General features: G+C 73.6%; 23 protein-coding genes. 7 read left to right on the top strand and 16 right to left on the bottom strand.

The features are described from left to right. Positions 1–6: 6 nt before the first annotated feature. From QSK20_RS29325 to QSK20_RS29350, 6 genes are all read right to left on the bottom strand, one after another. Positions 7–1,638, bottom strand: a complete 1,632-nt coding sequence (locus QSK20_RS29325; protein WP_285791851.1) for a serine/threonine-protein kinase — start codon at positions 1,636–1,638, stop codon at positions 7–9. A gap of 224 nt (positions 1,639–1,862) precedes the next feature. Further along, positions 1,863–2,723, bottom strand: coding sequence for an STM4011 family radical SAM protein (locus QSK20_RS29330; protein WP_285791852.1), 861 nt, complete (start codon positions 2,721–2,723; stop codon positions 1,863–1,865). Next, positions 2,720–4,027, bottom strand: coding sequence for an STM4012 family radical SAM protein (locus tag QSK20_RS29335; RefSeq protein ID WP_285791853.1), 1,308 nt, complete (start codon positions 4,025–4,027; stop codon positions 2,720–2,722). The genes QSK20_RS29330 and QSK20_RS29335 overlap by 4 nt, the downstream gene beginning before the upstream one ends. Beyond that, on the bottom strand, positions 4,024–4,827 hold the full coding sequence (locus QSK20_RS29340; protein ID WP_285791854.1) for an STM4013/SEN3800 family hydrolase: 804 nt from the start codon (positions 4,825–4,827) through the stop codon (positions 4,024–4,026). The genes QSK20_RS29335 and QSK20_RS29340 overlap by 4 nt, the downstream gene beginning before the upstream one ends. Next, positions 4,815–6,008 carry an STM4014 family protein gene (locus QSK20_RS29345; protein WP_285791855.1) on the bottom strand — a complete coding sequence of 398 codons (1,194 nt, stop codon included), beginning with the start codon at positions 6,006–6,008 and terminating at the stop codon, positions 4,815–4,817. The genes QSK20_RS29340 and QSK20_RS29345 overlap by 13 nt, the downstream gene beginning before the upstream one ends. 3 nt (positions 6,009–6,011) lie before the next feature. Then, a complete protein-coding gene (locus QSK20_RS29350) occupies positions 6,012–6,947 on the bottom strand; it encodes an STM4015 family protein (RefSeq protein ID WP_285791856.1) in 936 nt (311 codons plus the stop codon). Positions 6,948–7,128: 181 nt separating this feature from the next. On the opposite strand from QSK20_RS29350, the gene htpG reads away from it, so the two are divergent. Then, the gene (gene htpG / locus QSK20_RS29355; RefSeq protein WP_285791857.1) at positions 7,129–9,042 is read left to right on the top strand and encodes a molecular chaperone HtpG; all 1,914 of its coding nucleotides are present in this window, start codon (positions 7,129–7,131) and stop codon (positions 9,040–9,042) included. 38 nt (positions 9,043–9,080) lie between these two features. On the opposite strand, the gene QSK20_RS29360 is transcribed toward htpG, so the two are convergent. From QSK20_RS29360 to QSK20_RS29370, 3 genes are read right to left on the bottom strand one after another with little or no spacing between them, the layout of a single operon-like run. Then, on the bottom strand, positions 9,081–9,713 hold the full coding sequence (locus tag QSK20_RS29360) for a GerMN domain-containing protein (protein WP_502889064.1): 633 nt from the start codon (positions 9,711–9,713) through the stop codon (positions 9,081–9,083). Next, a complete protein-coding gene (locus QSK20_RS29365; RefSeq protein ID WP_285791858.1) occupies positions 9,707–11,056 on the bottom strand; it encodes a sensor histidine kinase in 1,350 nt (449 codons plus the stop codon). Before QSK20_RS29365 ends, QSK20_RS29360 begins: the two co-directional genes overlap by 7 nt. Next, positions 11,053–11,736, bottom strand: a complete 684-nt coding sequence (locus QSK20_RS29370) for a response regulator transcription factor (protein ID WP_285791859.1) — start codon at positions 11,734–11,736, stop codon at positions 11,053–11,055. The genes QSK20_RS29365 and QSK20_RS29370 overlap by 4 nt, the downstream gene beginning before the upstream one ends. A 155-nt stretch (positions 11,737–11,891) precedes the next feature. On the opposite strand from QSK20_RS29370, the gene QSK20_RS29375 reads away from it, so the two are divergent. The 5 genes from QSK20_RS29375 (at position 11,892) to QSK20_RS29395 (ending at position 15,673) form a co-directional block, all read left to right on the top strand. Continuing rightward, positions 11,892–12,362 (top strand): STAS domain-containing protein, encoded by a 471-nt coding sequence (locus QSK20_RS29375; protein ID WP_285791860.1) that lies wholly within the window; start codon positions 11,892–11,894, stop codon positions 12,360–12,362. 61 nt (positions 12,363–12,423) lie between these two features. Then, positions 12,424–13,041, top strand: a complete 618-nt coding sequence (locus tag QSK20_RS29380) for an STAS domain-containing protein (RefSeq protein ID WP_285791861.1) — start codon at positions 12,424–12,426, stop codon at positions 13,039–13,041. A 199-nt stretch (positions 13,042–13,240) separates the two neighbouring features. Then, positions 13,241–14,308 carry a winged helix DNA-binding domain-containing protein gene (locus QSK20_RS29385; protein WP_285791894.1) on the top strand — a complete coding sequence of 356 codons (1,068 nt, stop codon included), beginning with the start codon at positions 13,241–13,243 and terminating at the stop codon, positions 14,306–14,308. Between the two features lie 755 nt (positions 14,309–15,063). Continuing rightward, positions 15,064–15,255: a helix-turn-helix transcriptional regulator gene (locus QSK20_RS29390; RefSeq protein ID WP_285791862.1), complete on the top strand. Its 192-nt coding sequence runs from the start codon at positions 15,064–15,066 to the stop codon at positions 15,253–15,255. Further along, complete coding sequence (locus QSK20_RS29395) at positions 15,245–15,673, top strand: hypothetical protein (protein WP_285791863.1); 429 nt, start codon at positions 15,245–15,247, stop codon at positions 15,671–15,673. The genes QSK20_RS29390 and QSK20_RS29395 overlap by 11 nt, the downstream gene beginning before the upstream one ends. Before the next feature lie 18 nt (positions 15,674–15,691). On the opposite strand, the gene QSK20_RS29400 is transcribed toward QSK20_RS29395, so the two are convergent. Further along, positions 15,692–16,771, bottom strand: a complete 1,080-nt coding sequence (locus tag QSK20_RS29400) for a pentapeptide repeat-containing protein (RefSeq protein ID WP_285791864.1) — start codon at positions 16,769–16,771, stop codon at positions 15,692–15,694. A gap of 116 nt (positions 16,772–16,887) precedes the next feature. Between QSK20_RS29400 and QSK20_RS29405 the strand changes: the two genes are divergently transcribed. Beyond that, complete coding sequence (locus QSK20_RS29405) at positions 16,888–17,751, top strand: MarR family winged helix-turn-helix transcriptional regulator (protein WP_285791865.1); 864 nt, start codon at positions 16,888–16,890, stop codon at positions 17,749–17,751. A 250-nt stretch (positions 17,752–18,001) separates the two neighbouring features. Here the strand turns inward: QSK20_RS29405 and QSK20_RS29410 are convergent, their stop codons facing one another. The 6 genes from QSK20_RS29410 to QSK20_RS29435 form a co-directional block, all read right to left on the bottom strand. Beyond that, complete coding sequence (locus QSK20_RS29410) at positions 18,002–18,358, bottom strand: hypothetical protein (RefSeq protein ID WP_285791866.1); 357 nt, start codon at positions 18,356–18,358, stop codon at positions 18,002–18,004. A 181-nt stretch (positions 18,359–18,539) separates the two neighbouring features. After that, on the bottom strand, positions 18,540–19,430 hold the full coding sequence (locus tag QSK20_RS29415) for a helix-turn-helix domain-containing protein (RefSeq protein WP_285791867.1): 891 nt from the start codon (positions 19,428–19,430) through the stop codon (positions 18,540–18,542). A 131-nt stretch (positions 19,431–19,561) separates the two neighbouring features. Further along, positions 19,562–22,975 (bottom strand): helicase HerA domain-containing protein, encoded by a 3,414-nt coding sequence (locus QSK20_RS29420; protein WP_285791868.1) that lies wholly within the window; start codon positions 22,973–22,975, stop codon positions 19,562–19,564. Continuing rightward, entirely contained in the window at positions 22,972–23,727 is a 756-nt protein-coding gene (locus QSK20_RS29425; protein WP_285791869.1) for a hypothetical protein, read from the bottom strand. Before QSK20_RS29425 ends, QSK20_RS29420 begins: the two co-directional genes overlap by 4 nt. Further along, positions 23,714–24,853: an endonuclease domain-containing protein gene (locus QSK20_RS29430; protein ID WP_285791870.1), complete on the bottom strand. Its 1,140-nt coding sequence runs from the start codon at positions 24,851–24,853 to the stop codon at positions 23,714–23,716. Before QSK20_RS29430 ends, QSK20_RS29425 begins: the two co-directional genes overlap by 14 nt. Before the next feature lie 189 nt (positions 24,854–25,042). Then, complete coding sequence (locus QSK20_RS29435; RefSeq protein WP_285791871.1) at positions 25,043–26,176, bottom strand: peptidoglycan recognition protein family protein; 1,134 nt, start codon at positions 26,174–26,176, stop codon at positions 25,043–25,045. Positions 26,177–26,195 lie beyond the last annotated feature (19 nt).

Consider the following 26,195-nt stretch of genomic DNA (forward strand, 5'->3'; position numbering starts at 1 on the left):
CGCCGGTCAGCCCGGCGTGCAGTACGGCTGGAAGGTGACGTACACCCGGACCGGTTTGGCGGTGTTGCCGGCGGCGTCGGTGGCGGTGACGTCGACCGGGATGCGGGGGGTCGACCGGTCCACCGGCAGGCCACCGAGGGTGCCCCGGTGGCCGCTGCGGCCGTACGACATCGCCACGGTCGAGGTCTTCCCGCCCACCGTGTACCGGAAGCTCACCCGCAGCGACTCCGGCGGGGTGCGGTCGTCGTCGACGGTCGCGGTGACCGTGCTCGACGTCGGGCCGTACGGGCAGCCGGCCGGCTCGATCGTCTGCGGGCTGGCGGCGACCCGGCCCAGGGCCGGTGCGGTCACGTCCGGCGGCGGGGGCGGGGTGGTGCTCACCAGCGGGCCCGGCGTCGCCGACGGGGTCCGGCTCGGGGTGGCGGTCGGCGTCGGGGTGACGCTGGCCGTCGGCGCGGCGGTGGCCGACGGGGTCGTGGTGGGCGTCGGGACCGGTGTGGGCGTGGGCGTCGTCGGGCCGGGCGTGGGGTCCTTGGGCGCGGCGGCCGACGTCGCGACGACCGGGACCGACGGGCCCGGCTCCACGGCGAGTTCGACCGCCGGCTCCTCACGGGAGGCGTAGCTGTAGCTCATGCCCCCGGTCACGAGCAGCGCCGTGACACCGCCGGCGACCAGGGCCTTGCGGCCCCAGCCCCAGGCGCGTCCCCGGTCGTCGGCGAGGACGGTGGCGGCGACCGCGGTGCTGCCGTCGCTCGGCTGGTGGGACGGGAAGAGCAGGGCCAGCAGGGCGGCCCGTTCGGCCAGCCGGGTGCGCCCGCGCTCCTCCCACTGCGGCCCGTACGCCCCGACCGCCACCGTCTCCAGCCAGTCCAGGAAGGTGGCGGCCGGCTGTGGGCGTTCCTCCGGCGCTTTGGCCAGGCCCTGCCGGAGCAGGTCGTGCACGGAGGCCGGGGCCGCGTCGGTGGGGATCGGCGCGTGGGCGTGCTGGTCCCGCAGGTCGATCAGGCCCGGCCCGGTGTACGGGGCGTGCCCGGTCAGGCACTCGTAGAAGACCGCGGTGGCGGCGTAGATGTCCGACGCCGGGGTGGCCGCCGCCCCGCGCCACTGTTCCGGGGCCATGTAGCGGGGCGTGCCGGTGACCGACCCGCCCGCCTCCCGGCCGATCGGCATGGCGATGCCGAAGTCCGCGAGCTTGCTCTGACCGGCGGCGGTGACCAGCACGTTCTCCGGCTTGTAGTCGCGGTGCACGACCCCCCGCGTGTGCGCGGCGTGCAGCCCGAGCAGGGAGCCCTTGAGAACGTACAGCGCGGACTCCGGCTCGGTCGGGCCGTTGGCGCGCAGCATCTGACGCAGCGAGACCCCGTCGACGAGTTCCATCACGATGGCCGCGCCGTGTGCCGTCTCCACGTACTCGTAGAGGCGGGCGACGTGCGGGTCGTCGATCGCGGCGAGGAGTTCGGCCTCGGCCCGGAAGGCGGCCCGGAACGACGGGTCGTCGCCGACCTTCCCGACCAGGTACTTGATCGCGGTCGGTGTGCCGGTGGCGTCGTGTACGGCGAGGACCACCCGACCCGACGCTCCCGAGCCGAGTTCGCGCCGGTGCGTGTAGCCGGAGACCTGCCAGTCGTGGGCGTTCACCGGGCTGCCTCCAGGGGAGCGCCGTGCCCGGGACGGCGGTCGGGACGACCGGCGACGCCGGTCCGGCCGGGCATCCGCCGGGGCACGGGCGGCGACACCGGCGACGAGGGTACGCGGCAGCGGAGCAGCCGGGGTACGGCCGGTCCGTCAGTGCGGGCGAGCGGTTCGGGTGACGGCACGACGACAGAGGTAGCAGAGCAGGGCAACCCGGCGTGCCGCCCCGGTCACCGGTGCCGGTCCGGCCAGCCGGCCGGGATCCGTTCCAGCACCCCGTCGGCGAACACCTCCCGCAGGCCGAGCGGCTTGAGGTGGACGTACCCGATGTGGCAGTCACAGACGGCGTTGGGGCAGGCCCGGGGGGCCAGGGCGGCCCGCCACGAGCCGTCGTAGAGGTTGCCGATCGGCGCGGCGACGAAGTGGCAGCGGCGGACCGTGCCGTCACCGTTCACCGACACCGCGGTCTCCCCGGCGTGGCAGGGCCGGTCCAGCGACAGGTGCGGGCGGACGCTGTACCCGAAGAGCGGGTCCAGCGCCGTCCAGGCCGCCTCCTGCCCGGCGTCGTACCGGTGCCCGTCGGCGGCGTTGACCCAGAGGTAGACCTCGTCGGGCAGGGCGGCGCGCAGCGCCCGCGCCTCGGCCAGGTGCTCGGGCAGCCCGACCACCCCGACGGAGAAGCGCACGCCCAGCTCGCGCAGCCGCTCGCAGCGGGCCAGGAAACGTTCCCGGGTCACCTGGCCGGGGTGGTACGTGGTCCACAGGGCCACCGTCGCCGGATCGGCCTCGGCCAGCCAGTCCGGCCGGGCGGCCAGGTTGGTCTGGATCGCCACCCGGTCGACGTGCGCCAGGTGGGACAGGCGGACCATGGCGTCGCGGTACCAGCTGCGGGTCAGCCCCTCGCCCCACGGGGTGAACAGGACCGACAGCCGGACGCCGTCGGTCGCCGTCACCCAGTCGACGAACCGGGCCAGGTCGGCCCGGTCGGCGCGGAGCAGCTCCGGCGGGTCGTGCCGCTTCGCGAACGGGCAGTACGGACAGTCGTAGTTGCAGCTGGCCAGCGGGCCCCGGTAGAGGATCGACAGGTTCACCGGAGCGCGTACCCATTCATGGCCTGCCGCACCGGCGCGGAGACCAGCCACGACCCGATCGCGTCGGAGCGGGCCAGCCCGGCGGCGGTGAGTCGGGTGCCGTCGTCGGTGGCCCAGCCGCGCCGGGTCAGTTCGGCCAGCTCGGGGAAGTCGTCGGCGGGAGCGCTGCCGAACCGTTTCCGGTACGCCCCCGGATCGACCCCCTCCGCGCGCAGCAGCGACTGGATCAGCCAGCGACGCCGTTGCTCGGCGGCGTCGAGGTGGTACCCCACCTCGGCGTGGTCGAAGTCGTCCGCCGGACGGGCGAGGTAGTCGTCGAGGACCGCCCGGACCTCGGAGACGGCGACCGCGTAGTCGAAGGAGTAGTGCAGCGCGGTGGTGTACGACCGGGCGCCGCAGCCCAGCCCGACCATGCCGTCGTCCTGGCAGCAGTAGTCCGGCCCCTCCGGTGTCGGCACGTCGGCGCGGCGGAACTGCCGCATCGACTCCTGCCGGTAGCCGGCCGCGCCGAGCAGCTCCACCGCCTCGGTGTAGCGGGCCAGCCGTTCGGCGTCCCAGTCGGCGCGGGTGTGCGCCCGCCGGCCCAGCCCGGTCAACGGCCGCACGTAGAGCGGGTAGAGGTACAGCTCCTCCGGCCGCCAGGTCAGCGCCGTCTCCAGGCTGGTCCGCCAGGTCTCGGCGGTCTGCCCGTCGATGCCGTAGATCAGGTCGAGGTTGAGCACCGGCGTGCCCGCCGCCCGGATCGTGTCGAGTGCGCGGTCGACCTCGGCGCGGCGCTGCGGCCGGCCCGCCGCGCGGGACTCGACGTCGAGGAAGCTCTGCACCCCGATGCTGACCCGGGTGACGCCCCGCTCGGCGAGCACGGCGAGGCGGTCCGGGGTGGCGGTCGCCGGGGAGGTCTCCACCGAGATCGGCAGCCCGGCCAGCGGCCCGCCGGCGGTCTCCTCCGCGATGTCGAACAGCTCGGCCAGCTCACCGGCCTCCAGGTAGGTGGGGGTGCCACCACCGAACGCCGCCCGGACGAACCGGGCGTCGCCGAGGGCGTCCCGGACCCGCCCGGCCTGCCGGCGGAGCTGGCGTAGATAGGCACTGACCTGCTCGACCGGTGGGTTGGCCCGGGTGAACAGGTTGCAGAAGCCGCAGCGCATCTCGCAGAACGGCAGGTGCAGGTAGAGGAAGAGCGCGTCGCGGGGCTGGGCCGCCCAGACCTCCCGCAGCGCCGGGCGGGGCCGCAGCGGCCGGTACGCGGTCTTGTGCGGGTACGCGTAGAGGTAGCCCTGGTAGGGCGAGCCGTCGAGGGTCACGAATCTCCCGGGTCGAGGGTGAAGTGGGCGTACGGCACCGTCCAGACCACCTCGTGGCCGAACCGGTGGCCGGTGTGCCCGTCCTCGCCGTAGGCGGTGCCGTGGTCCGAGCACATGATCACGAAGGTGGGTCGGCCGCGCCCGGCGACCAGCGCGAAGAGCCGGTCCAGGCGGCTGTCCACGTACTCCAGCGCGGCGGCGTGGCTGGCCCGGTCGTCCGTCTCGGCACCCGGCAGGTAGTGCCGGTTCGGCTGGTGCAGCGCGGCCACGTTGAGGAAGCTGAACAGCGGGCGGCCGGCGGGCACCCGGGCGACGATCTCGGCCAGCCGGTCCAGTTGCGCGTCCACACAGTCGGGCGCGGTCACCCCGAACCCCGGCTCCCAGTACGCCTCGGTGAAGAGACCGGGCAGCACCGCCCCGAGCGGGCTGCGCAGGTTGAAGAAGCCCACCCCGCCGAGGCAGACCGTGTGGTAGCCCTCGGCGCGTAGCGCGGTGGGCAGGTCGGGGGCGTCGAAGACCCAGGTGGCCGCCCCGGCCGACTCGCTGCCGGGGAAGCGGGCGGCGAAGAGCCGTTCGTGCGGCCCCGGGGCGGTGGGGGTGGGCAGGAAGCCGGCGAAGAACGCGTGGTGGGCGGCGTACGTGAAGCTGGCCGGACTGTGCCGCCGCTCCCACCGTCCACCGGGCAGCACCCGGGCCAGCGCCGGGGTACGCCCGGCGCGGACCAGGTCGTCGGCCACGTCGAAGCGGAGCGTGTCCAGCGTGACCAGCAGCAGGTCGTGGGAACCGATCAGGTCGCGCACGCCGCCTCCCGCCCCGCCCGGCCGTGCGGGACGCCCACCGGCCCGCCGGCCGTCCCGGACGCGGACCGGTCCCCGGCGGACGCGGGCCGCCCACCGGCCGGACGCCAGCCGCCGAGCAGCGTCTGCACCTGGGTGGCGTAGGTGTCCCGGCCGTCGGCCAGCACCCCGGGCAGCAGGTCGCCGAACGCGTTCACCTCGGCGACGGCGTGCCGGTCCCAGCCGACGGTGAACATCAGGTCGACGCCGACGTGCAGGGTGTCCGGGAAGCAGGCGGCGGCCCGTGCGCAGGTCGCCATCGCCGCCGCCCAGTTGGCCGGTCCGGCCGCCGCCCGTACCGCCGCCAGGTCGCCCCGGGCGTTGCCCAGGTGCAGGTTGGTGATCGGGCCCCGCCCGGCCCGGACCACGGCGTGGGTGGGGCGACCGGCCACCACCACGACCCGCAGGTCCACCACCCGGTCGGCCAGCCCCGCCTTGGGCAGCCACCGTTCGACGTGCAGCCCGTCCGGGGCGAGCCGGTCGACGATCTCCGCCACCTCGGCCTCGTCGGTGTACCGGCGGACCCGCAGCGAGTTGAACAGCCGCCCGTCGTCCCGCTCGACCGGGGTGGTGGCGAGCACCCGGGACCCGTCGGCCGCGAGGGCGAGCACCCCGGACGCCGACGAGCCGTGCGCCGGCTTGACGAACACCCGCGTCCAGCCGGCCCGGCGCATCGCCGCCCGCAGCCCGGCGTAGCCGGTGACCTCGCCCAGCGCCGCCGGCACCGGCACCCCGGCGGCGTCGAGCGTCGCGTGGCAGCGCCGCTTGTCGCACATCGCGAGAATGTCGGCGGGCTGGTTGAGCAGGGTCGCCCCACCGGAGGCGAGCCGGTCCAGCGCCCGGCGCAGTCCGGCGTGCGCGGCGGCCAGGCCGACGATCTCGCCGTGCCGGGCCGGCTCGGTGGCCCCCCGCAGCAGCCGGTCGACCTCGGCGTCCTCGCCGGGGGAGTCGACCCGCACCAGCGTGCCCGCCGGCGGCGGGGCGGCACCGGTGAGCAGGTCACGCCAGGGCAGCACGGTCGGCCGGGGCAGGCCCGCCCCGACCGCCGCCTCGGCGAAGAGCCGGACCCGACGGTTGTCGGGGTTGCCGACCACCGTCAACGACAGACTCCCGTCCCGGCCCTCGGCCCGGGAGGTGTCGGACACGGGCTACTCCCCGACGGCGGTGTAGCGGTACACCTCGTCGTCGTCCTCGTCGGGCTCCTGCCGGTCGGAGACGTCGACCTCCACCCCGGGCAGCCGGGTGACGAGCCGCTGGGCGGCCTCGTCGGAGAGGTAGTGGTGGTGGAGGTCGAGCCGGCGCAGGTGGGTCAGCGGCTGACCGGCGAGCAGCGCGTCCACCCCGGCGTCGGTCATGGTGCCACGGGACAGGTCGAGCACCTCCAGCCGGGCCACGACCGGCGCGGCGGCCACGGCGGCGGCGACCTCGTCGGCGATCTCGGCGTTGCAGAGCGCCAGGTGCCGCAGGACGGGCAGGCGCTCGCCGGCGAGCACCGGGGCGAGATCGGCCACGGTCGCGTCGCCTCCGTAGTCGTCCACACCCAGCCACAGCTCCAGGTGGGTCAGGGCGGGCAGATCGCAGTCACCGACCGCCCGGACCAGCGTGGCCGGCAGGCCGCCGGACTCGAACGCCAGCTCGCGCAGGGCCTCGTGCCGCACCGGCTGCAACGTCAGCCCGTCCGCGCCGCGCACCCGCAGCACCTCCAGCGCCGGGTACGCCTCCAGCAGCCCGGTGATCTCCCGGTGCCGGATCCAGGAGATCTCGCACTCCTCGAAGGTCATCTCGCCGAGGAAGAGCGCCCGCAGCCCGGTCAGCCGGGGGGCGAGGGAGACCAGCAGCTCGACCGGGGCCGTCGTCTCGTAGGCATTGCCCCACCGCCCGACGACCAGCGCGCGGACCGCGTCCGCCGGCACCCGCGACAGCAGCGCGTCCAGTTCCGCCGCCAGCTCCTCCGGCGAGGAGTCGTAGTCGGGGGCCTCCACCCGCCAGGCCACCGCCGACGGGTCGGCCGGCAGCTCCCCCTCGCGGCTGAACCGGACGATCGGCAGACCGTCGAACGTCGTCACATGGGTACTGATGGTCACGCCAACCTCCGGCTCGCACATCCACGGCGACGGCACCGTAACAGTCGCCGCCGACAGCCGGCCGGGGTCGGTCCGCCGCCCCACCTGCTGAGCCGCGTGTCAGGGTCGCCCCTGCCGGAGGGCCGGGCCGCCGGCTCGTATCCTGTCCGGCGACACCACCTGTAACGGAAAGGAGTCGCCCGTGAGCAACGGGGTCGAGACGCGCGAGTTCCAGGCCGAGGCACGCCAGCTGCTCCAGCTGATGGTCCACTCGATCTACTCGAACAAGGACGTCTTCCTGCGGGAGCTCGTCTCGAACGCGTCCGACGCGCTGGACAAGCTGCGGTTGGAGTCGATGGTCGACAAGGAGCTCGACGTCGACACGTCCGACCTGCACATCGCCATCGACGTCGACCGGGAGAAGCGGACCCTGACCGTCCGGGACAACGGCATCGGCATGTCCCGCGACGACGTGGTCACGCTGATCGGCACGATCGCCAAGTCCGGCACGGCCGAACTGCTGCGGAAGCTGCGGGAGTCCAAGGACACCTCCGCCTCGCAGGACCTCATCGGCCAGTTCGGGGTGGGTTTCTACGCCACGTTCATGGTCGCCGACCGGGTGGAGCTGGTCACCCGTCGGGCCGGGGAGACCGAGGGCACCCGGTGGGAGTCCACCGGCGAGGGCACCTACACCATCGAGTCGGTCGACGACGCGCCGCAGGGCACCTCGGTCACCGTGCACCTCAAGCCGGAGGACAGCGAGGACAACCTCTTCGACTACACCGCCGACTGGAAGATCCGCGAGATCGTCAAGCGGTACTCCGACTTCATCGCCTGGCCGATCCGGATGACGGTGGAGCGCACCGACGCCGAGGGGAAGACGACCACCGACGTGGCGACCCTCAACTCGATGAAGGCGCTCTGGGCCCGACCCCGCAGCGAGGTCGACGAGGCCGAGTACAAGGAGTTCTACAAGCACCTCAGCCACGACTGGGTCGACCCGCTGGAGACCATCCACATGCGGGGCGAGGGCACCTTCGAGTACGAGGCGCTGCTGTTCCTGCCCTCCCACGCGCCGTTCGACCTGTTCGCCCGGGAGGGGCGGCGCGGCGTCCAGCTCTACGTCAAGCGCGTCTTCATCATGGACGACTGCGAGGCGCTGATGCCGGACTACCTGCGCTTCGTCAAGGGCGTGGTGGACGCGCACGACCTGTCACTGAACATCTCCCGGGAGATCCTCCAGCAGGACCGGCAGATCCGGGTGGTCCGCCGCCGTCTGGTCAAGAAGGTGCTCGCCACGGTCCGCACCATGATGACCGAGCACCCCGACCGGTACCGCACCTTCTGGACCGAGTTCGGTCGCGCGGTCAAGGAGGGGCTGATCGACGACACCGAGAACCGGGACACCCTGCTGGAGATCACCTCGCTCGCCTCGACCCGGGACGAGACCGAGCTGACCACCCTCGCCCAGTACGTCGAGCGGATGAAGGACGGTCAGAGCGACATCTACTACATGACCGGCGAGTCCCGGTCGATGATCGAGAACTCGCCGCACATGGAGGCGTTCCGCGCCCGGGGCTACGAGGTGCTGGTCCTCACCGACCCGGTGGACGAGGTCTGGGTCGAGCGGGTCGGCGAGTTCGACGGCCGGCCGCTGCGGTCGATCGCCAAGGGCCAGGTCGACCTGGACACCGAGGAGGAGAAGAAGGACGCCGAACCGGAGCGGGAGCAGCAGCGCAAGGACTTCGAGGCGCTGCTGACCTGGATGGGCGAGCAGCTCTCCGAGCAGGTGAAGGAGGTCCGCCTCTCGTCCCGGCTGACCACCTCCCCGGCGTGCATCGTCGGCGACGCGCACGACATGACCCCGACGCTGGAGAAGATGTACCGGGCGATGGGGCAGGACGTCCCGTCGGTCAAGCGGATCCTCGAACTGAACCCGACCCACCCGCTCGTCACCGGGCTGCGCGCGGCGCACGAGCAGGACGGCGACAAGGAGGTGCTGACCGAGACGGCCGAGCTGCTGCACGGGATGGCACTGCTCGCCGAGGGCGGGGAGCTGGCCGACCCGTCCCGGTTCACCCGCATCCTCGCCGACCGGCTGGCCCGGACGCTGTAGCGACCGTACGGGCGGGGTGGTCCCCACCCCGCCCCCGGTCAGCGTGGGGAGACCATGGCCGCGTAGTCGGCGGCGGTGAGCGGAGCCGTGGAGAGCGAACCGTCGGCCCGGGGCACCCCGAGCCGCTGGCCGCCCTGCACGAAGGTGACCCGGTCCACGTCGGCTCGGCTGGTCAGGGTGCAGACGATCTGGCCGAACGCGAGCACCTCGTCGTTGCGTCCGGTGCCGGCCAGCCGCTCACCGACGGCCACCGTCGCCCCGCCGTCGGCCACCCGCACGTCGGTGACCACGTTGACCCCGGTCAGGGCGCTGGTCAGCCGGTCGTCCTGCTCGCCGGCGACCGGCCCGTCCAGCAGTAACTCGATCTGCTCCCGGGCGGTCGGCAGGGCCCGGACGCGGCGGTTGACCATCACCAGCCGGTCGTCCCGGACGTAGCAGAGCCGCTGGACCACGGTGCCGCTCTCGGTGGCCGCCGGGGCCGGGGACCCGACCGCCGGGAACGGCCCCTGCGGCGGGGTCACCTCCCGGGGCACCTGCTCGGCGGATACCCCGCAGCCGGCCAGGGCGAGCACTCCGGCCGCCGCGACCAGGGCCGCCCGCCGGAGGCTCGGCCGTCGTGGCCCGCCGGGCCGGCCCGGGGCGGGGTGCCGTCGCGCGTCGCTGCTCAGCACCGGGGCTCCCGCAGGTCGACCCGGAAACGCGCGCCGCCGCCGGGCCGGTCCACCACGTACGCCCGTCCGCCGTGTGCGGCGGCGTGCTGCGCCACCAGCGCCAACCCCAGGCCGGTGCCGTCGCCGCCGCCCCGGGCGTGGGCCCCACGCCCGCGTACGAAGCGGTCGAAGACCACCGTCCGGTCCTGCGGGTCGACGCCCGGTCCCTCGTCGTCGACCTCCACCCGGTACGTCCCGTCCTGCGCGGTGAGTCGGACGGCACAGGGGCCGCCGCCGTGGCGTACCGCGTTGTCCAGCAGGTTGCCCAGCAACTGCTCGACCCGTCGCCGGTCGACCAGCCAGGTGCCCGGCCCGGTGACGCGCACCAGCGTCTCGGGCAGCCCCCGTCCCCGGCACACCTGCCGGGCGAGATCACCCACCGCGACCGGGGTCCGCTCCGCCGGCTGGTCGCTGCGGGCGAGTTCGATCAGGTCGTTCACGAGCGTCTGGAACCGGGCGATCTCGTCGGTGACCAGGTCCGTCGCGGTCCGCGTCCGGTCGTCGAGGTGGTCCCGCCGCCGGTGCAGGACGCTCGCGGCGGCGGCGAGCGTCTGCAACGGCGACCGGAGTTCGTGGCTGACGTCGGCGGCGAACCGGCGATCCCGCTCCAGCCGCCGGGACAACTGGTCGACCATGTGGTTGAAGGACGTGGTGAGCCGGGCCAGGTCCGGCTCGGTCGCCGGATCCAGCCGGGCGCTGAGGTCCCCGGCGGTGATCTCCTCGGCCGCGTCGCCGACCCGGCGCAGCGGGCGCAGCACGTACCGGGTCATGTGCCAGCCGATCCCCGCGCCGGCCACGGCCGTGGTGACCGCGACCGCGGTCAGCACCAGGGCCACCGTGCGCAGCGTCTCCTCCAGCTCCTGCAACGAGTCGACCTCGTAGTAGGCGGTGGTGGGGGAGAGCGGCACGCCGACCACCACGGCCGGCTGCCCGTCGGCGCGGATCCGCTGCACCGCCGGGGTGCCGTCGGCGACCAGCCGCTGCATCCGCTCCGGGATGCCGGTGGTGACCCCGGCGTCGACGTTGCGGGCGTACCAGATCCCGTCGCGGCGCAGCACGGCCCGCCGGTCGCCACCGGTGTCCAGCGACCGCAGGACCTCGATGATGTCCGGCCGTTCGCCGGTCAGCCCGGCCTGCACGATCGTGGCGTCGAAGTACGCGGCCCGCACCGCCGTGCGTTCCCGCTCGGCCAGCAGCGAACTTCGGGTGAACTGGTACGACGCCAGCGCGATCGAGGTGGACAGGGCCAGTGCGCCGGCGGCGAAACCGGCGGCCACCCGAGTGCGTAGCCCGGCCCGTCTCATCGCTGCAACTTGTAGCCGAGCCCCCGGACGGTGACCAGGTGGCGGGGCGCGGCGGTGTCCCGTTCGATCTTCTGCCGGAGCCGGCCCACGTGCACGTCGACCAGACGTTCGTCGCCGACCGTGTAGCCCCACACCCGTTCGAGCAACTGCTGCCGGGACAGCACCCGACCGGGGTGCTGGGCCAGCTCGCAGAGCAGCCGGAACTCGGTGCGGGTGACCGCCACCGGCGCGCCGCCGAGCCGGACCTCACCACCGTCGGGCCGGATCTCCAGGTCCCCGAAGACGAGCGTCGGGACGGTCGTGGTCACCCCGGCGGCGGCCCGCGCGCGTCGGCGCAGCGCCCGGAGCCGGGCGGTCAGCTCCTTGACGGCGACCGGTTTGACCAGGTAGTCGTCGGCTCCGGCCTCCAGCGCGGCGACGATGTCGTGGGTGTCGTCCCGGGCGCTGACCACGACGATGGGCACGTCGTCGGAGCGGCGGATCTCCCGGATGCACTCGAAGCCGTCCACGCCGGGCAGCATCAGGTCCACCAGGACCGTGTCGGCGGGCTCGGCGCGCTGCGTGCGCAGCCCCTCCTCGGCGGTGGCGGCTCCGCGTGCGGCGTAGCCCTCGTCCTCCAGCGCCAGCACCAGGGACAGCCGGATCCGGTCGTCGTCCTCGATCACCAGCACTCCCGTCATGCCGGCCATCATGACCCGCCCGACCGGGTCGACCGCAAACCGGGCGGGGGCAGGGGATGTTTGTCATCGATCCGTCACATGTTCGGGAGACGACCGCCACACCTCCCCGGGAGGCTGGGCCGTGGCTGACCCGCGACGGGCACTCGGGAGGTGCGATGAACGGGAACGGGCCGGGCGTGGGGGACAACCACGGCACGGATCACATGGAAATCACCGTCACCGAGCCGCTCGATCTGACCGGGGTGCGGAAGCTGGGCCCGGTGGTCGACGCCGTCGTCGCCCGGCGGCCGACCCGACTGGTGATCGACATGTCGGCGTGCGCGCACGTCGACGCGGCCGGCATCGGCCTGCTGCTCGACACGCACCGGCGGATGTGGCGACTCGGCGGAGCGCTCACCCTGCGCTCCCCGTCGCCCCGGATCCGGAGGTTGCTCCAGGTCGCCCGGGTCGACCAGGTCTTCCACGTCGTCGCCGAGTCGGATCCGGTCGACACTTCCGGTTCCGAAACCGGCTCCGGCAGCCCGCGCGTCGCCGGTGCCGCCCCCGTCGGTGCCCCGTCGTCCGCCACGGCCGTCCCGGTCTCGCCGGTCCGGGCCCGGGCCACCGTCCCCGTCCGCGCGCGGTGAGGGCCGTCACGACGTCCGGCCGCCGGCACCGTGGCCGGACCCTCCACCCCGAGGGGCGGGCATGACCGTCGTACCCGGACTGCGCTCCGGCACCGTCAACCTGATCTGCGACCGGTGCGGCAACTCCGTCGAGGCGGTGCCCGCCGTCCTCCCGGAGCCCGAGGTCGTCTGGACCGTGCTCAACGACCACGGCTGGGAGGGTTCGCCCTTCGCGGTCGGGCCGCACCGCTGCGCCGGCTGTACCGTCGCGTCCCTGGTCGCGCCACCGCCGGACGCCGACGGACCGGCGGACCCGACGGACGGGCCGCGAGCCTGGCGGGTGGACGTCGAGGAGTTGCCCGAAGCGGTCGTGCTCACCCCCAGCGGCGACATCGAGGTGCTGGTGGCGGACGTCCTGCGGGAGGCGCTCGTCGCCGCGCTCTCCGGGGACCGGGACGTCGTGCTCGACCTGTGCCGGGTCGGGATGCTCGACTCCACCGGCCTCGGCCTGCTGGTCCGGGCCCATCGGGAGGCCCGGCAGCAGGGCCGGTCGTTCTGCCTGGTGGCACCCTCCCGGTTCGTCCTCACCGTGCTGCACACGATGCGGCTGGAGTCGGTCTTCCTCGTCTTCGACCACCGGTCACAGGCGCTGGCCTGCCTGGCCGCCGACCGTCCGGACCTGTCCACGTCAGGCCGGTAGGCTCCGCCCGGACACCGCACGCCGGGGTTCCGGGCGGTCGCGCCGCCGTCGGCCGCCACTGGCGTCGGGGTGCGGGTCGGACCGCTGGCGTCGGGTGCGTGTCGGACCCCTGCGCTAGACATGTACCGGCGGGGCGACGGACCCGGGCGGGGGAGACACGACGGTGGAGTTCAGCACACGCGACGCGCTCGGCTGGCGGATGGCCAGCCTGTTGCTCCGGCCCGGACACGTGCCCCCGCCGCAGGACGTCGCCGGAGTCGTCGAGTGGTTCGGCGCGATGCAGGCACAGGACGTGGCCAGCGGCCTCTGGTCCCTCGGCGTACGGTTGCCCGGCTCGACCGTCGCCGACGTGCAGGAGGCGCTGGAGCGGCGGGAGGCGCTCCGCACCTGGCCGATGCGGGGGACGGTGCACCTGGTGCCGCCCCGGGACGCGCACTGGATGCTCGCGGTGCTGGGCGAACGGGCTCTGGCCGGCGCGGCGCGTCGCCGGGAGGTCCTCGGGCTGAGCGAGCAGACCGCCGACCGGGCCGTGGAGGTGCTCGGCGCGGCGCTGGCCGGTGGCGGCCGGCTCACCCGGGAGGAGTGTCGGCACGTGCTCACCGAAGCCGGCGTCGACGCTGCCGGGCAGCTTCTCTACCATCTCCTCTGGTACGCCAGCCAGCGCGGCGTGCTCTGCATCGCCCCGCACGTCGGCAACGAGCAGACCTTCGTGCTGCTCGACGAGTGGGTGCCCGACCCGCACCGCCCGGAGCGCGACGAGGCGCTGGCCACCATCGCCCTGCGCTACTTCCGCAGCCACGGCCCCACCACCCGGCAGGACTTCGCCGGCTGGACCGGGCTGACCGCCGCCGACGCCCGACGGGGCATCGCGGCGGCCGGCGACGCCCTGACCACCGTCCGGGTCGAGGGCGTCGAGATGGTCATGACGCCCGAGCTGCGCGACGCCGGCCCTCCGTCACCCGTCGACGACCTGTGGACCCTGCCCGGCTTCGACGAGTACCTGCTCGGCTTCAAGGACCGGTCGTTGATGGTCGACCGGGAGCACCTGTCGGCGATCATCCCCGGCGGCAACGGCGTGTTCCAGTCGACGGTGGTCCGCGCCGGCCGCGTGGTGGCCACCTGGAAGCGTACGACCGGGCGCAGACAGACGGTGGTGCGGATGACCCCGCTGGTCACCTTCGACGCGGCGGAGCGGGGCCGGGTCGAGGAGGCGTTCGGGCCGTACGGGCACTTCGTCGGGCAGCCGCTGCGGATCGACTGGCCTTGAGATCGCCGGGGCCCGAGGGCCGTGTGTCGGCGAAGCGGAGCGGCCGGGAGGGCCTGTCAGACCTCCGGAACCGGTCACCTTCGCCGAGGACCGTCCGGATCTGGTCGGCGCGTCAGGTAACGACACCGGCACCGCTGCTCGGGGAGGTGCAGGCTGCCGCCGCTCGCTGTTCCAACTCCACCCGTATGTCGTCGGCGACGTAGCGCTTCGGTGACGTTGGCGGAGACCTGGCGGGCCGGGATCTCGTCGAGCTGCTCGGCCACGTCGTTCGGTACCGAGATGGTGAATCGCCGACTCACACACGGGAGTGGACCCGAGGATGAATCGGCAGGTGGAGTCGACACCCCAGCGAATGTCGAGCCGACCCACCGGCCGCAACCCCTTCACCGAGCGCGATGGACCGCGCCTTGCATGATGAAACGGACGATCCGGCCCGCTCGGCCTGGTCGAGACGTAGTTTGTGGCAGCTCAGATGTACGACACGCCGAGCGAATGACACCTCAGGTAGCCACGAAGCCTCGGGTACCCGTATCGGGGCGGGCGCAAGCGCCGCAGGCACCCGGTCGGCGACCGGGGTGGCATCAGCCGTGCCGGACATGGCGTGATCGGCGCTGCCTGCCGGCTTCAGGCCAGCCAATGTGCCTCTTCGCGGTGCTGTCATGGCTCCGGTCACAGCGGGGACAAGCGTCCTTGACACGATCGGGGGTGTCAAGCATCCTTGTCGTGACAAGGTCACTTGACACCCAGGGGTGTTCATGAAGAACGACCTCCGTGAGCTACGGCTCGCCGCCGGGCTGTCCCAGCGTGAGTTGGCCCAGGCGCTGGGCGTCTCCCGGCAGACGATCAACTCCATCGAGACCGCCCGCTACGACCCCTCCCTGCCGTTGGCCATCGCCATCGCCCGTCACTTCCACCGCACCGTAGAGGAGATCTTCCATGTCGACTGAGGGACCCACGCCGATGCGGAAGGCGGTCGTCGTCGGCGTCTTCCTGGCGATTCTGGCGCTGCTGGTCGCCGTGGGCCTGCTGCTGCGGGAACACGCCCCCGGCAACATGGGGGTGGGCTTTCTCCAGGGGGCGGCGGTCGGGCTGCTCGCCGTCCTGGTGATGGCATGGCGGCTGAGCAGGCGTCCGGAACGCGCGACGGTGTTCGAGCGGGCATGGTCGCAGACCGGCGACGAACGGGACGACGCCATCCTCACCCGGGCCCTGGCCGTGCTGGGCCTGGCCGCGTTCCCGCTGACCGGGGCGGCGGCTGTCGCCATCGGGCTCGGTGCCGCAGCGCAGATGGCGATCGGATTGCTGCTCCTGGCCGAGATCCTCGTGGGGGCGACCGCCTTCGCGGTCATCAACCGCCGGAGCTGAGCGGCGTGGTCGGAGCCGTCAGTCGCACTCGTCCGGCCTGGGGGGTTGGATCCCGTCGGGCAGGCTGGTCCTGTTGTCCATGGAGACACACGTCAGGTCCGCCTCCCGGAGGTCCGCGTCCAGCAGCTCAGCGGCGCGCGGACAGACACCGAGCTGACACAGGCCGGTCTGATCGGCCCTGGTCGGTGCCCGACCGCGTAGGTGGGCACCACGTAGGTCCGCCCCGCGCAGAAGACTGCCCCGCAGGTCGGCACCGCGCAGGTCCGCGCCGGTGAGCGTTGTCGGGGAGAAGGCGTAGGCATCGACCGTGCCCCGACGGAGGCCGACCAGTAACCGGGCCGTGCGGAGGTCTGCCCCGCTCAGGTCCGCGAGCGACAGGTCCGCGCCGCTGAGTACCGCCGCGATGAGGACCGCATCGGTCAGGTGAGCCCTCCTCAACTCTGCGCCGCTCAGGTCCGTTCCGGTCAGGAAGGCTCCGCTCAGGTCCGCGCCGCCGAGCCGGGCACCGCGTAGATCCGCGCCTCGCAGGTCCGCGCCGTGCAGATCGACTTGCTGGCCCGACCGGTCCTGGACGGGGTCGCGCTGGCCGAGCACGTTCAGGGCGGCCTGGATGTCCACCGGTGGCACCCGTTTCGGGTCGAACGTGTCCCGGCCGGTCGTCGGCGTGGGGGCGTGCACGCGGACGAAGGCGCTGAGCACGTCGACGATCGTCGGCTGGTCGACTGTCGAGTCCCGCATGATCCGTTCCAGCGAGTAGATCCCGCCCAGCCGTACGTCGATCTTGTCCTTGCCCGGCTCGCCGAGCTGCTCGATCGCCGTGGCGAACCGCTCGGTGATCTGTCCCTCGGCGGTCAGCCGGTGCTGCTCGCGGTTGGCGGAACTGGTCTCCTGGTTGGCCCGGTACGTGAGGTAGAGGCCCACCGCGAGGACGAGCACCGACACGACCTGGCCGACGGCGATCCACCGCTGCCACGGGTCGGGCTTCACCTCCACCGCGCCGAGATCCAGCCGTACGGGTGCCCCGTCGGTGCGCGGTCGAGGTCGGGCGACCCGGTCACGGAAGCGGGAGGCGGGCTGCGTGGAACCTCGGGTTCTCACCGGCATGCTCTCCATTAGACACACCTCGTGCACCGCCCGTCGGCGCGATCATGCTGCCGGGGCACGTCCTCGCGGGTCCGGTGATTTGCCTGACCTGGGTCAGATAATCTCGGCGGGTGGAGACTGACCTGATCGAGCGGGTACGCGACTTCAACCGCTTCTACACCGAGCGTCTGGGCCTGCTGACCGATCACTACCTCGGTCTCGACCGCCCTCTCGGGCCGTCCCGGTTGCTCTGGGAGATCGGTGACCGCAGCGCCGTCCGTGAGTTGCGCGACCGCCTCGGTCTGGACTCCGGGTATCTGAGCAGGCTGCTGCGGACCCTCGAAGAGCAGGGCCTGGTCCGCGTCGTTCCGCACCCCTCCGACGGTCGTGCCCGGGTCGCCGAGCTCACCGACGCCGGCCGACGGGAACGCGGGATCCTCGACGACCGGTCCCGGGCCGGCGTCGTCGCCCTGCTCGGCGGGCTCAGCCCACGCCAGCAGGAGGAACTGGTGGCCGCCCAGCACCAGGTCCGGCGGCTGCTGCGGCTGGCGGCGGTCACGGTCACCCCGGTCGTGGCGGACGACCCACAGGCCCGGTGGTGCCTGCGCCGGTACGCCGCCGAGCTGGCCGCACGGTTCCCGGAGGGCTACGACGAGGCGACGTTGACCCCGCCCGAGGACCTGGACGGGACTCTCCTGCTCGCCCGCGAGCACGGCAGAGCCGTCGGGTGTGGCGCGTGGATCCGGCTGGCTCCCGGCGTGGCGGAGATCCGTCACCTGTGGACCGACACCACGAGCCGGGGCCTCGGCCTGGGCCGACGTCTCCTGGCACACCTGGAAGCCGACGCCGCCGCGCACGGCGTGGGCATCGTCCGGCTGGGCACCCACCGCTCACTCGGCGAGGCGACTGCTCTGTACCGCAGCAGCGGATACCGGGAGATCGCCTCCTACAGCCCCTCGCCGTACAACCAGCTCTGCTTCGAGAAGCGCCTCTAGTCGCCCAGGAAAAGGGGGTGCCCGGCCCGGGTGGGCGGCGTGCCGGGCACCGGCATGACGATCGTCGCCCTGCGCCGCGTGGCGTACCCAGCCCGGCAGTTGCCACCCGGCGCGAACCGGCCGCCTCCTACGGCTGCCGGCTCGGTGACAGCCTCGGTGACCGACGCGGCGTCGCGGTGAGAATGTTGCCGGCACGGCTGACTCGGCGGGAGGGCGAGCCTGGCGGCGGAACTGTGGTCGCGGCGGGCTTTCAGCGCAGGACGGAGGGGCAATCGAACCAGATGTCCCCGCTGGCGGTCTCCGTTCCACTGGTCACCGTCACGCGCGCCACGTGGGTGCGGTCCGCCGTGCAGTATCCGTTGACCAGTGGGCCCTCGTAGACGTCGAACTCGACGATCGGCGTCAGGCCCTGCCACGAGTAGTGGTAGTCGCCGGTGCCACCGGAGGCCCATGCGGAACACGTGAACTCCCGCCAGTTCCCGAAGCCGAACGGGCTGTCGCAGTGGCCGCCAACGCGCAGCGAGGACGCGGTGGCCGGAACGGTGCCCAGCGTGGCACCGAGCACGGTTGCGACCGCGCCGACGGCAACCTTCGTGAACTGACCCATGCTCACTCCTTTCGGCAGCGCCGAGCTGGTCGGCGTGGTGGGTGGTGCCGGCCGTCGCCCTGCACCGCCGCGGACGTACCGAGTGCTCTCCCGTGCCCGGTGTTCCGCCCGCGCGGCAGGGACCCGGGAAGCCGGCCGGCGACGGCGGCCGAGGTGCACGAGCTGCTGTTCACGGCGGCGCTCAGTCGTGCCGCAACTCTCCGATGATCTTCTTCACCAGGTCGACGGACTCGCCCTCGTTCAACGCTAGGCGGTCGATGCCCTGCCAGGTCTGCTCGTAGGCCGCCAGGTCGTCGGGCTTGTCGAGGTAGAACGCGCCGGTGAGCGACTCGCTGTAGACCACCGAGGGTTCGGCAGCCGTCCGACCGCCCGGGGTCGCCGGGAAGTCCAGGATCACGAAGGAGCCCGCTGCCGCGCCCGGTGGCGGCCCGGCGGCCAGCGGAAGGACGCGGATCGTCACGTTGGGCAGGGCGCTGACGTCGATGAGCCGCTGGAGCTGTGCCGTCATCGGCGCCGCCCCACCGACGACGCGCCGGAGCGCCGCCTCGGAGAGGATCTGACACACCCGGGGCGCGGCGGGGGCGCGACGGTCCACCAGCGACTGCCGGTGCAGGCGGAACTCGACCGCGCGTGCCCGTTGCTCCTCGCTCGCCTGTGGCCGGTCGAGCCGCTGGACCTCCTGCGCGTACTGGCGGGTCTGGAACAGGTCGGGAATCAGCGACTCCTCGTGGCAGCGCAGGTGGGCGGCGGCGGACTCCAGGCCGACGTACAGCTCGAACCAGCTCGGCACCACGTCGCCGTACGCGTGCCACCAACCCTTGGACCGGGTCTCGACGGCGAGTTCGCGCATCGTCTCGGTCATCTCCGGCGACACTCCGTACAGTTCGCACATCGCCCTGACGTCGAGAACCCGGACCGATCCCATGCCGGACTCGATACGCCAGATCTTCTGCCGGCTGTATTCCAGTGCCTCGGCGGCGGCGTCGAGTGTCACGCCTGCCTCGGTACGGAACTGGCGCAGCAGTCGACCGAGCTGTCGACGCGGCACGGTCGACCCGATGTCTTCCGGCATCCGGATACTCCTTGATTCTGTCTGGCGACACTGCGTGACGTTGCCCTGCAACGTGTATAGGCTCGGGAAAGGTAAGTCAAGACGCGCTGCCACGACGCAGCGACGGAGTGTCGTGCTGCTGCGCCGAGCTGTCATCGCGCGCGGGCGACCACCTCCTCCGGTGTGAGTGGAGCGGGCGGATGGTGGGTCAGGCACATCGGCGTCCGCACCTTCACGAACGAGAAGCCCTCCCCGGCGGCGTAGAACTCCCCGCTGCCCAGCAGCCCGATGTCCGGTAACCGTCCGCCCTTGGCCTGGGCGAGTCCCCGGGCCGCCTCGATCTGCGCGGGGGAGTTCAGGAGCCCGAAGAACTGGGTGGTCGCGTTGCCGGAGATCTGGTTGTGCAGCCCCTTCGGGGCCTGGGTGGCGAAGACCAGCCCCAGCCCGTACTTCCGGGCCTGCGAGGCGAGCGCGATCGAGCTGGCCGTGCACGGTGTGTGCCCGGTCGACGGGGCGAGGGTCTGCGCCTCGTCCATGACGAACAACCCACCCAGCGGCCGGTCCCCGGCCGGGTGACGGCGGATCCACGCGAACAGCGCCATCTGGAGCTGGTTGACGAAGCTCTGCCGCTGCGCGTCCGAGACGAGCCCGACAAAACTGATCACCGACACCCGGGCCCGCCGCCCCGCCGACGGCGTGAGCAGCGTGCCCGGATCGGCCGGGGTGCCGGCGCCTCCGAACAGCGGGTCGGTCACCATGGCCGCCTTCAGGGTCTCGGCCACCTCGTGGGCCAGCTTGTCGGCGCGGGCCATCCGGCTCACCCCGTCGGGCAGGGCGGCGAGGAACTCGGTGAAGCCGGGCAACCCCACCAGACCGCTGCGCGCGTAGGCCTGCAACGCCTCGGTCAGCACCGCCCGGCCCTGCTGGGCGAGCTTCGTCGTGCCGGCCACCCCGGCCCGGGGCGCCAGCGCCTCGACCGTCGAGCGGATCGCCTGGTCGAACTCGTCGGGGGAGTCCCGCAGCGGGGCGAAGTCGGGCAGCGGCTGGAAGCTCAACGGTCGCCCGGCGGTGACCCGCGGCGTCCAGACGACCACCTCGGTGTGCTCCAGGTAGTCCCGGGCCCGTTCCCGGTCACCGGGGAGCCAGCCGGCCGGCGGGTGCGGCCAGGGGTCACCCAGCCGGGCCAGGTCGTTGTTCGGGTCCAGCACGATCGCCGAGACCCCCTGCCGGGCACACTCCTCGACCAGGCGGCGGATCAGCACCGTCTTGCCGGACCCGGAGCCGGCGAAGACCACGCTGTGCCGTCGCAGTGAGGCGAGATCCACCTCGAACGGACGCGCGCCGTCCGTCGTGTGTCCGAGCCGGACCGCGCGGGCGGCCCGGACGTCGGCGTCCGTCCGGCCGCCGCCGGCCGGCGCCGGTCCGGCCCCACCGGTGACCGGCCCGCCGGGGTCCGCCGTCTGCCCGCTGTCCGTGGGCCCGGTGCGGTCCGGCACCGTGCGGTCCACCGGCCTGCCGTGGTTCACCGGCCCTGCGCTGCCCACCGGTCCGCCGCGGTCCGCCGGTACTGCGGTGTCCGTCGGCCCGTCGGGGTCGACCGGCCCGGCGGCGTCCGAGGTCGCCCCGGCCGTCTCCGGCGATCCGGCGACCTCCGGCGGCCCTGTGGTGTCCGTCGGTCCGACGCCGTCCACCGGCCGCTCGGAAACGGGCGGTCCGTCCGGGTGGTCCGGTCGGCCAGCGCCCGGGTCGCCCAGCACCGCGCCGAACAGCGCCGTGCCGCTGACCGGTCGCCGGGCGAGCAGCCAGTCCGGGTACGCCGGGTCACCCTCGGCGGCCAGGGTCCGCAGCGCGGCCAGAACCCGCAGGTCGGCCTCGCCGACCGGGAGCGTGACGCCACCGGCGGCGTGGAACGCGTCGAGCACCTCGCCGGTGCGCCGGCCGCTCGGCCACGGACCGTTGCGCAGCAGCACCAGCCGCCGCTGCGGCACCGCCCGGTCCAGCCCCGCCAGGGTGCAGGCGGCCCGGATCCGGCTGAGCACGGCGATCGCGTTGCCGCTGCCGATCGCCCGGAAACACCAGTGCGCCTCGTTCTCGGTGGCCTCGTCGAGCACCTCGACCAGCCGGCCGTGCAACGCCGGTCTCCGTCCCGGCGGCGGGTCGTGCCGGTACGTCGCGCCGGTCGTCGCCTGCTCGCCGATCCAGGCGGCGAGTCCGGCGCCCAGCAGCTCCGGCATCCGGACGTCCTCGGTGGCCGGGTCCAGCGCGCCGTCGACGCCGACCGTCCGCACCAGCTCGGCGAAGCGTTCGTCGAGCCGGTGCAGCCCGACGCGGGCGACCCGCGTAGGGGCCGGTTGCGGCGTGGGCCCGGCTGCCGGCACGTCGATCAGCCGGGTCAGCTCGGTGACCTCGTCGCGGTCCCGGCAGGCGGTGACGTGCCGGTCCACCCGGCGCAGCAGAGCCCGGGGGGTGAGGTTCGGCGCGTCCGCGAACGCCTCCGGCGCGATCGGCCAGGTCGGGTGGGGCGGGGTGAAGCGCACGTCCCGGTACGCGGCGGTGAACCGCTTCTCGACCAGCGCCCGCCCGATCTCCGGGCTGGGAATGCGGTCGGGCAGGACGGCGATGCGGAACCGGTCGGCGACCGGGGTCGGCGCGCTGCGGGTCAGCAGTTCCCACGTGTCGGGCAGGCAGGAGAGCACGGTCAGGGTGCGGCGGGTGACGTCGCGCAGGGTCAGCAGCCCGTCGGCGACCGGCCCGACCGTCCGGGCGTGCGCGTCCTCCAACCCCTCGTGCCGGGCGAACAGCGAGGTGCTGGTCTGCGCGAAGAGCGTGTCGAGCTGGTCGACGGCGATGACCGTCGGCTCCAGGGTCAGGGCGGTCAGCCGGGAGATGTCCTGCACGATCTGCTGGGGCGAGCGGACCGCCGGGCCGAGCCCCCAGAACGCCCGCGCCGCCGGGTCCCCGGGCTCGGAGATGAGGTGGGCGTACCCGACGTCCTGGGCCTCGAAGTCGAGGGAGCCGTGCAGCACCAGCGCCCGGGCGGTGTCCTGCGTGTCCCGGCCCACCTCCCGGTCGTAGTTCCGCAGGGCCCGGACGAACGTGTCCAGGTCGGCGCGGGTGACCGGCCGCCGCCCGGCGACCGCGTCCCGTACCTCGGCGGGGATGCCGAACTGGGCGGTGAGCCGGCGCAGAAGGGTGGTGAGCTGGGTTCCCCAGCCGAAGGCGTCGCGGCCCATCCCCTCCACCAGGGCGAGCGCGACGCTCTCCCAGAACGTCCTTCCGTTGATCATGCTGACCAGGAAGAAGTAGCCGCCCCGGCGCTGGATCTGGTCGCGTACCGCACCGAGCAGGTGGGTCTTGCCCGAGCCGGCGCGTCCCTGCATCGCCACGCCGAGGGGCTGGCCGACGTCGGCGGTGCGCGCCCGCCCCACTCCGTGCAGGATTTCCCGGACCACCCGCTCGTGCAGTTCCGGCACGTCGTAGGGGGAGGGTCGCCAGACGTCGTCGGGGGTGGCCGCCGGATTGAAGCTCAGGGCCTCCAGGGCGGCCTGTTCCGCCGCGCCGATCATGCCGGCCCGATCGACAGCGCGTGGTTCGCCTCGTTCCCGATGAGCACGGCCGCCGCCCGGTCCCGGGCGGTCAGCGACTTGGAGTTGGCCACCGGGATGATCCGGACGTCGTCCTGGCGCGCCAGGGCGCGCAGCGCGGCGTCCACCGTCTCCCGGTCGTACTCGTCGAGCAGTTCGCGCAGGTCGGCCAAGCCGACCCAGGCCCCCGGGGTGACCGCCAGCTCCCGGTAGGCCGCCCGGACCAGGGCCTGCGCGTCGTTGGCCGGTCCGGGCGCGGCCGGGTCGGCGGCGTGCGGGGCCGGCACGGCACCGGTCGACGTGGTGGTGCCGGCCGGCGGCGTCGTGGTGGCGTCGTCGCCCCGCTCCGGGGTGTCGGCGCCCATGCCCGGGGCGTCCTGGCGGAAGAAGTCGGCCTGGCTGGTCCGCAACCGGCCCAGCCCCCGGTCGACGTTGGCCAGGACGGTGAGCAGCGACCGGGTGGCCGACCCGCTCTGCCGGGGTGGACGTGCGGTGTGCAGCCGTCGGGCGACGTGCCAGCCGTGCTCGGTCAGCTCGTGGGAGAAGGGCCGCTGCGACCGGTCGGTGCTGACCAGGCCGAGCTTCACCAGTTTGGTGTTGTCCGCGCCGGTGAGCGTGAAGCCGGCCAGCTCCCGCAGCTCGGTGTTGGTCAGCTCGCGCGCCTCGACCATGAGCACGACCAGGGCGTTGATCTGGTTCGGCGTCAGGTTGGGCAGGGCGTCAGCGGTGGACATGGTGCCTCGTCTCCTCGTTTCGCACTCCGGCCGGGCGTCGTCCGGCCAGCAGGTCGCGGATGGTGCCCACGACGGCGTCCACGTCGGAGAGCACCTGGTCGTTGGTGAACCGGAGCACGTCGTGCCCGAGCAGTTGCAGCTGGGCGTCCCGGTGGCGGTCGTCGGCGTAGCGCAGCCGCTCCCGGTGCTCCGGGCCGTCCACCTCCACCACCAGGCCCTCCACCGGCCAGAACAGGTCGAGCCGGTACGGCCGGGCCAGGGTGTGCCAGGTCAGGGTGTGGTTCCAGCGGCGTCCACCCGCCCAGCGGTGCCGGGCCAGGGCACGCTCCAGCGCCTGTTCGGCGGCGCTGTCGGCGCGGGGCAGGCCGGAGGTCGGCGGCACCCGCAGCGTGGGCGTCGACGGTGGGACGGCCGGGCCCGGCGTGTTCGACCACCCGCCGGTGGGGTCGGTCGGCGGCTCGACGGGCGCGGCGGCGAGCCGGGTCAGCACGTCGGGCAGGGTGATCCGCACCGTGCGGACCCGGTCCACCGTCCGCAGCGGCGGCCCGGTCAGCCAGACCGCGCACCGGCCGTGCTGCGTGAACCACTCGGCGGCGGCGATGACGGCCCGCTCGTCGGCGGGGGTGAGTCCGTCGGGCATCCGGGCCAGCAGGACGACCGACCGGCGGTGGTAGGCGTCGGCGAGAACCCGCACGAGCCCGGCGGCTCGCACCTCCGCCGGGAAGCGGGTGCCGGCGTCGGATCGCCGGTCGGTCGTCGCGCCGTCCAGGGCGCGCTCGGCCAGTTCGGTCAGGAACGGACCGAATCCGCGGGAGCGGGCGGCCACCCGGGCCGTCAGGGCCCGGACCGCCCCGGCGCCGAGCGCGCCGGGACCGTCGAGCCGGTCGGCTCCGGGCAGCCAACGGGGGAACAGCGCGACGGCGGCCCGGTCGGCCGCGTCGAGCAGCGTCGCCACCTGCGTGGCGGCGGACACCCCGGTCACCGGACGGAACCGCAGGACCGCCGGGGCGTCGGCGGGCAGCGGGTCCAGGGCGAGGTCGACCAGTTGCGGGTCCGCCCCGGCCAACTGGCTGACCCGGTACGCCGGCAGGGGGGTCCACCATGGACCGTCCACCGTGTACGTCATGTCGTGACGATACGTCCGCGTCCGGATGCGTGCGGTGGCACCCCGGTCGTTGCGGCGTGCCCGGCGGTGGACGTCTGTGTCCCGTCCACCGCCGGGCGTTCCCCCACCGCCGGACGGGCGCTCCAGGCCCGCCCGGCAGGACCGGGCCCGCCCCGGACCGGTCGTGCCGGTCCGGAACGGGTCGGCCGGTCAGCCCTGCCGGAAGGACTGGCGGACGACGCCGCCGACCACCGCGCACCAGGTGCTGGTGTCGACCTTGCCGTGGCTGGGCAGGCCGTGCAGCCGCTGGAGGTCCTGGAGCGCCTTCTTGGTCACCCAGTCGTACTCGCCGGTGACGGTGACGTCGGCGTACCCCTTGACGTTGAGGATGTACTGCACCGCGCTGATCGGCAGGCCGGTGGCGTCCCGGCCCAGTTCGGGGGCGAGGGTCTCCCAGGTCGGGCCGGTCAGGGTGGCGTCGACGTCGACCGGGATGCCGTTGCGGGCCTGCCAGTCCTGCACGGCGGCCACGGTGGCGGCGTCGAAGGTGCCGGTGACGGCGACCGGGTAGCCCCGGTGACCGAGCAGGTACTGCGCGACCCGGACCACCGGCCCGCCGACGAACCGCCAGATGTCCGGCCAACGGCGGGCCGGCACGTCGGCCAGGTCGGTGCCGAGCGCGGTGAAGACCCGCCGCCGCAGGGTGGGGAACTCGCGGTAGAACATCGCCCCGGGGCAGAGGGTGGCGCGGAAGTCCCAGTGGCCGAAGATGTCGTGGGCGTGCAGCCCGTACCGCTGGCAGATCGCGGTGCAGAGCCGGACGAGGGAGTCGAGTAGCTCCTGCGGGGGCTTCTCGGTGACGTAGGTGCCCTCGTTCTCGATGCCGATGGACCGGCCGTTCTCGCCCGGGCAGTGGGCGGAGACCATCTGTCGCTCGCCGGCCCGCAGGGTGTCCAGGCTGCCGCGCCGTCCCTCCAGGACGTACCCGCCCCGGCTGACGGTGAAGTGCTGTCCGGTGTCGGACCAGCCGTTACCGTCCATGTGCAGGTCCTGGCAGCTCTTGGCCAGCCGGACGGCCTGCTCCTGGGAGAAGTCCGGGGTGTTCGGGTAGGCCATGTGGTGGACCATGATCTTGTTGGTGGGGATGGCGCTGACCGCCAGCGGGTCCTTGGGCGGCCGGGCACCCCACTCGTCGCAGCCGAGGATCCAGTCCAGGTCGTCGCCGGGAGCGGCCTGCGCGGCGGCCGGCAGCGCGAGTTCGCTCCCGACCACGGCGACCGCTGCCGCGCCGAGGCCGGCCCGGAACAGTGTCCGGCGGTCCAGTTCGGGGTGGTCGAAGAACATGGGCATCTCCCTCGCAGCC

The sequence above is a fragment of the Micromonospora sp. NBRC 101691 genome (assembly GCF_030269285.1).
GTDB lineage: Bacteria > Actinomycetota > Actinomycetes > Mycobacteriales > Micromonosporaceae > Micromonospora > Micromonospora echinospora.

Coding starts and splice junctions, on each gene's coding strand:
- QSK20_RS29415 (WP_285791867.1), bottom strand. CDS start 19,430: ATGCCGGAAGACATCGGGTCGACCGTGCCGCGTCGACAGCTCGGTCGA.
- QSK20_RS29410 (WP_285791866.1), bottom strand. CDS start 18,358: ATGGGTCAGTTCACGAAGGTTGCCGTCGGCGCGGTCGCAACCGTGCTC.
- QSK20_RS29365 (WP_285791858.1), bottom strand. CDS start 11,056: ATGAGACGGGCCGGGCTACGCACTCGGGTGGCCGCCGGTTTCGCCGCC.
- QSK20_RS29395 (WP_285791863.1), top strand. CDS start 15,245: ATGTCGACTGAGGGACCCACGCCGATGCGGAAGGCGGTCGTCGTCGGC.
- QSK20_RS29370 (WP_285791859.1), bottom strand. CDS start 11,736: ATGACGGGAGTGCTGGTGATCGAGGACGACGACCGGATCCGGCTGTCC.
- QSK20_RS29425 (WP_285791869.1), bottom strand. CDS start 23,727: ATGTCCACCGCTGACGCCCTGCCCAACCTGACGCCGAACCAGATCAAC.
- QSK20_RS29390 (WP_285791862.1), top strand. CDS start 15,064: ATGAAGAACGACCTCCGTGAGCTACGGCTCGCCGCCGGGCTGTCCCAG.
- QSK20_RS29435 (WP_285791871.1), bottom strand. CDS start 26,176: ATGTTCTTCGACCACCCCGAACTGGACCGCCGGACACTGTTCCGGGCC.
- QSK20_RS29420 (WP_285791868.1), bottom strand. CDS start 22,975: ATGATCGGCGCGGCGGAACAGGCCGCCCTGGAGGCCCTGAGCTTCAAT.
- QSK20_RS29380 (WP_285791861.1), top strand. CDS start 12,424: ATGACCGTCGTACCCGGACTGCGCTCCGGCACCGTCAACCTGATCTGC.
- QSK20_RS29375 (WP_285791860.1), top strand. CDS start 11,892: ATGAACGGGAACGGGCCGGGCGTGGGGGACAACCACGGCACGGATCAC.
- QSK20_RS29430 (WP_285791870.1), bottom strand. CDS start 24,853: ATGACGTACACGGTGGACGGTCCATGGTGGACCCCCCTGCCGGCGTAC.
- QSK20_RS29385 (WP_285791894.1), top strand. CDS start 13,241: ATGGCCAGCCTGTTGCTCCGGCCCGGACACGTGCCCCCGCCGCAGGAC.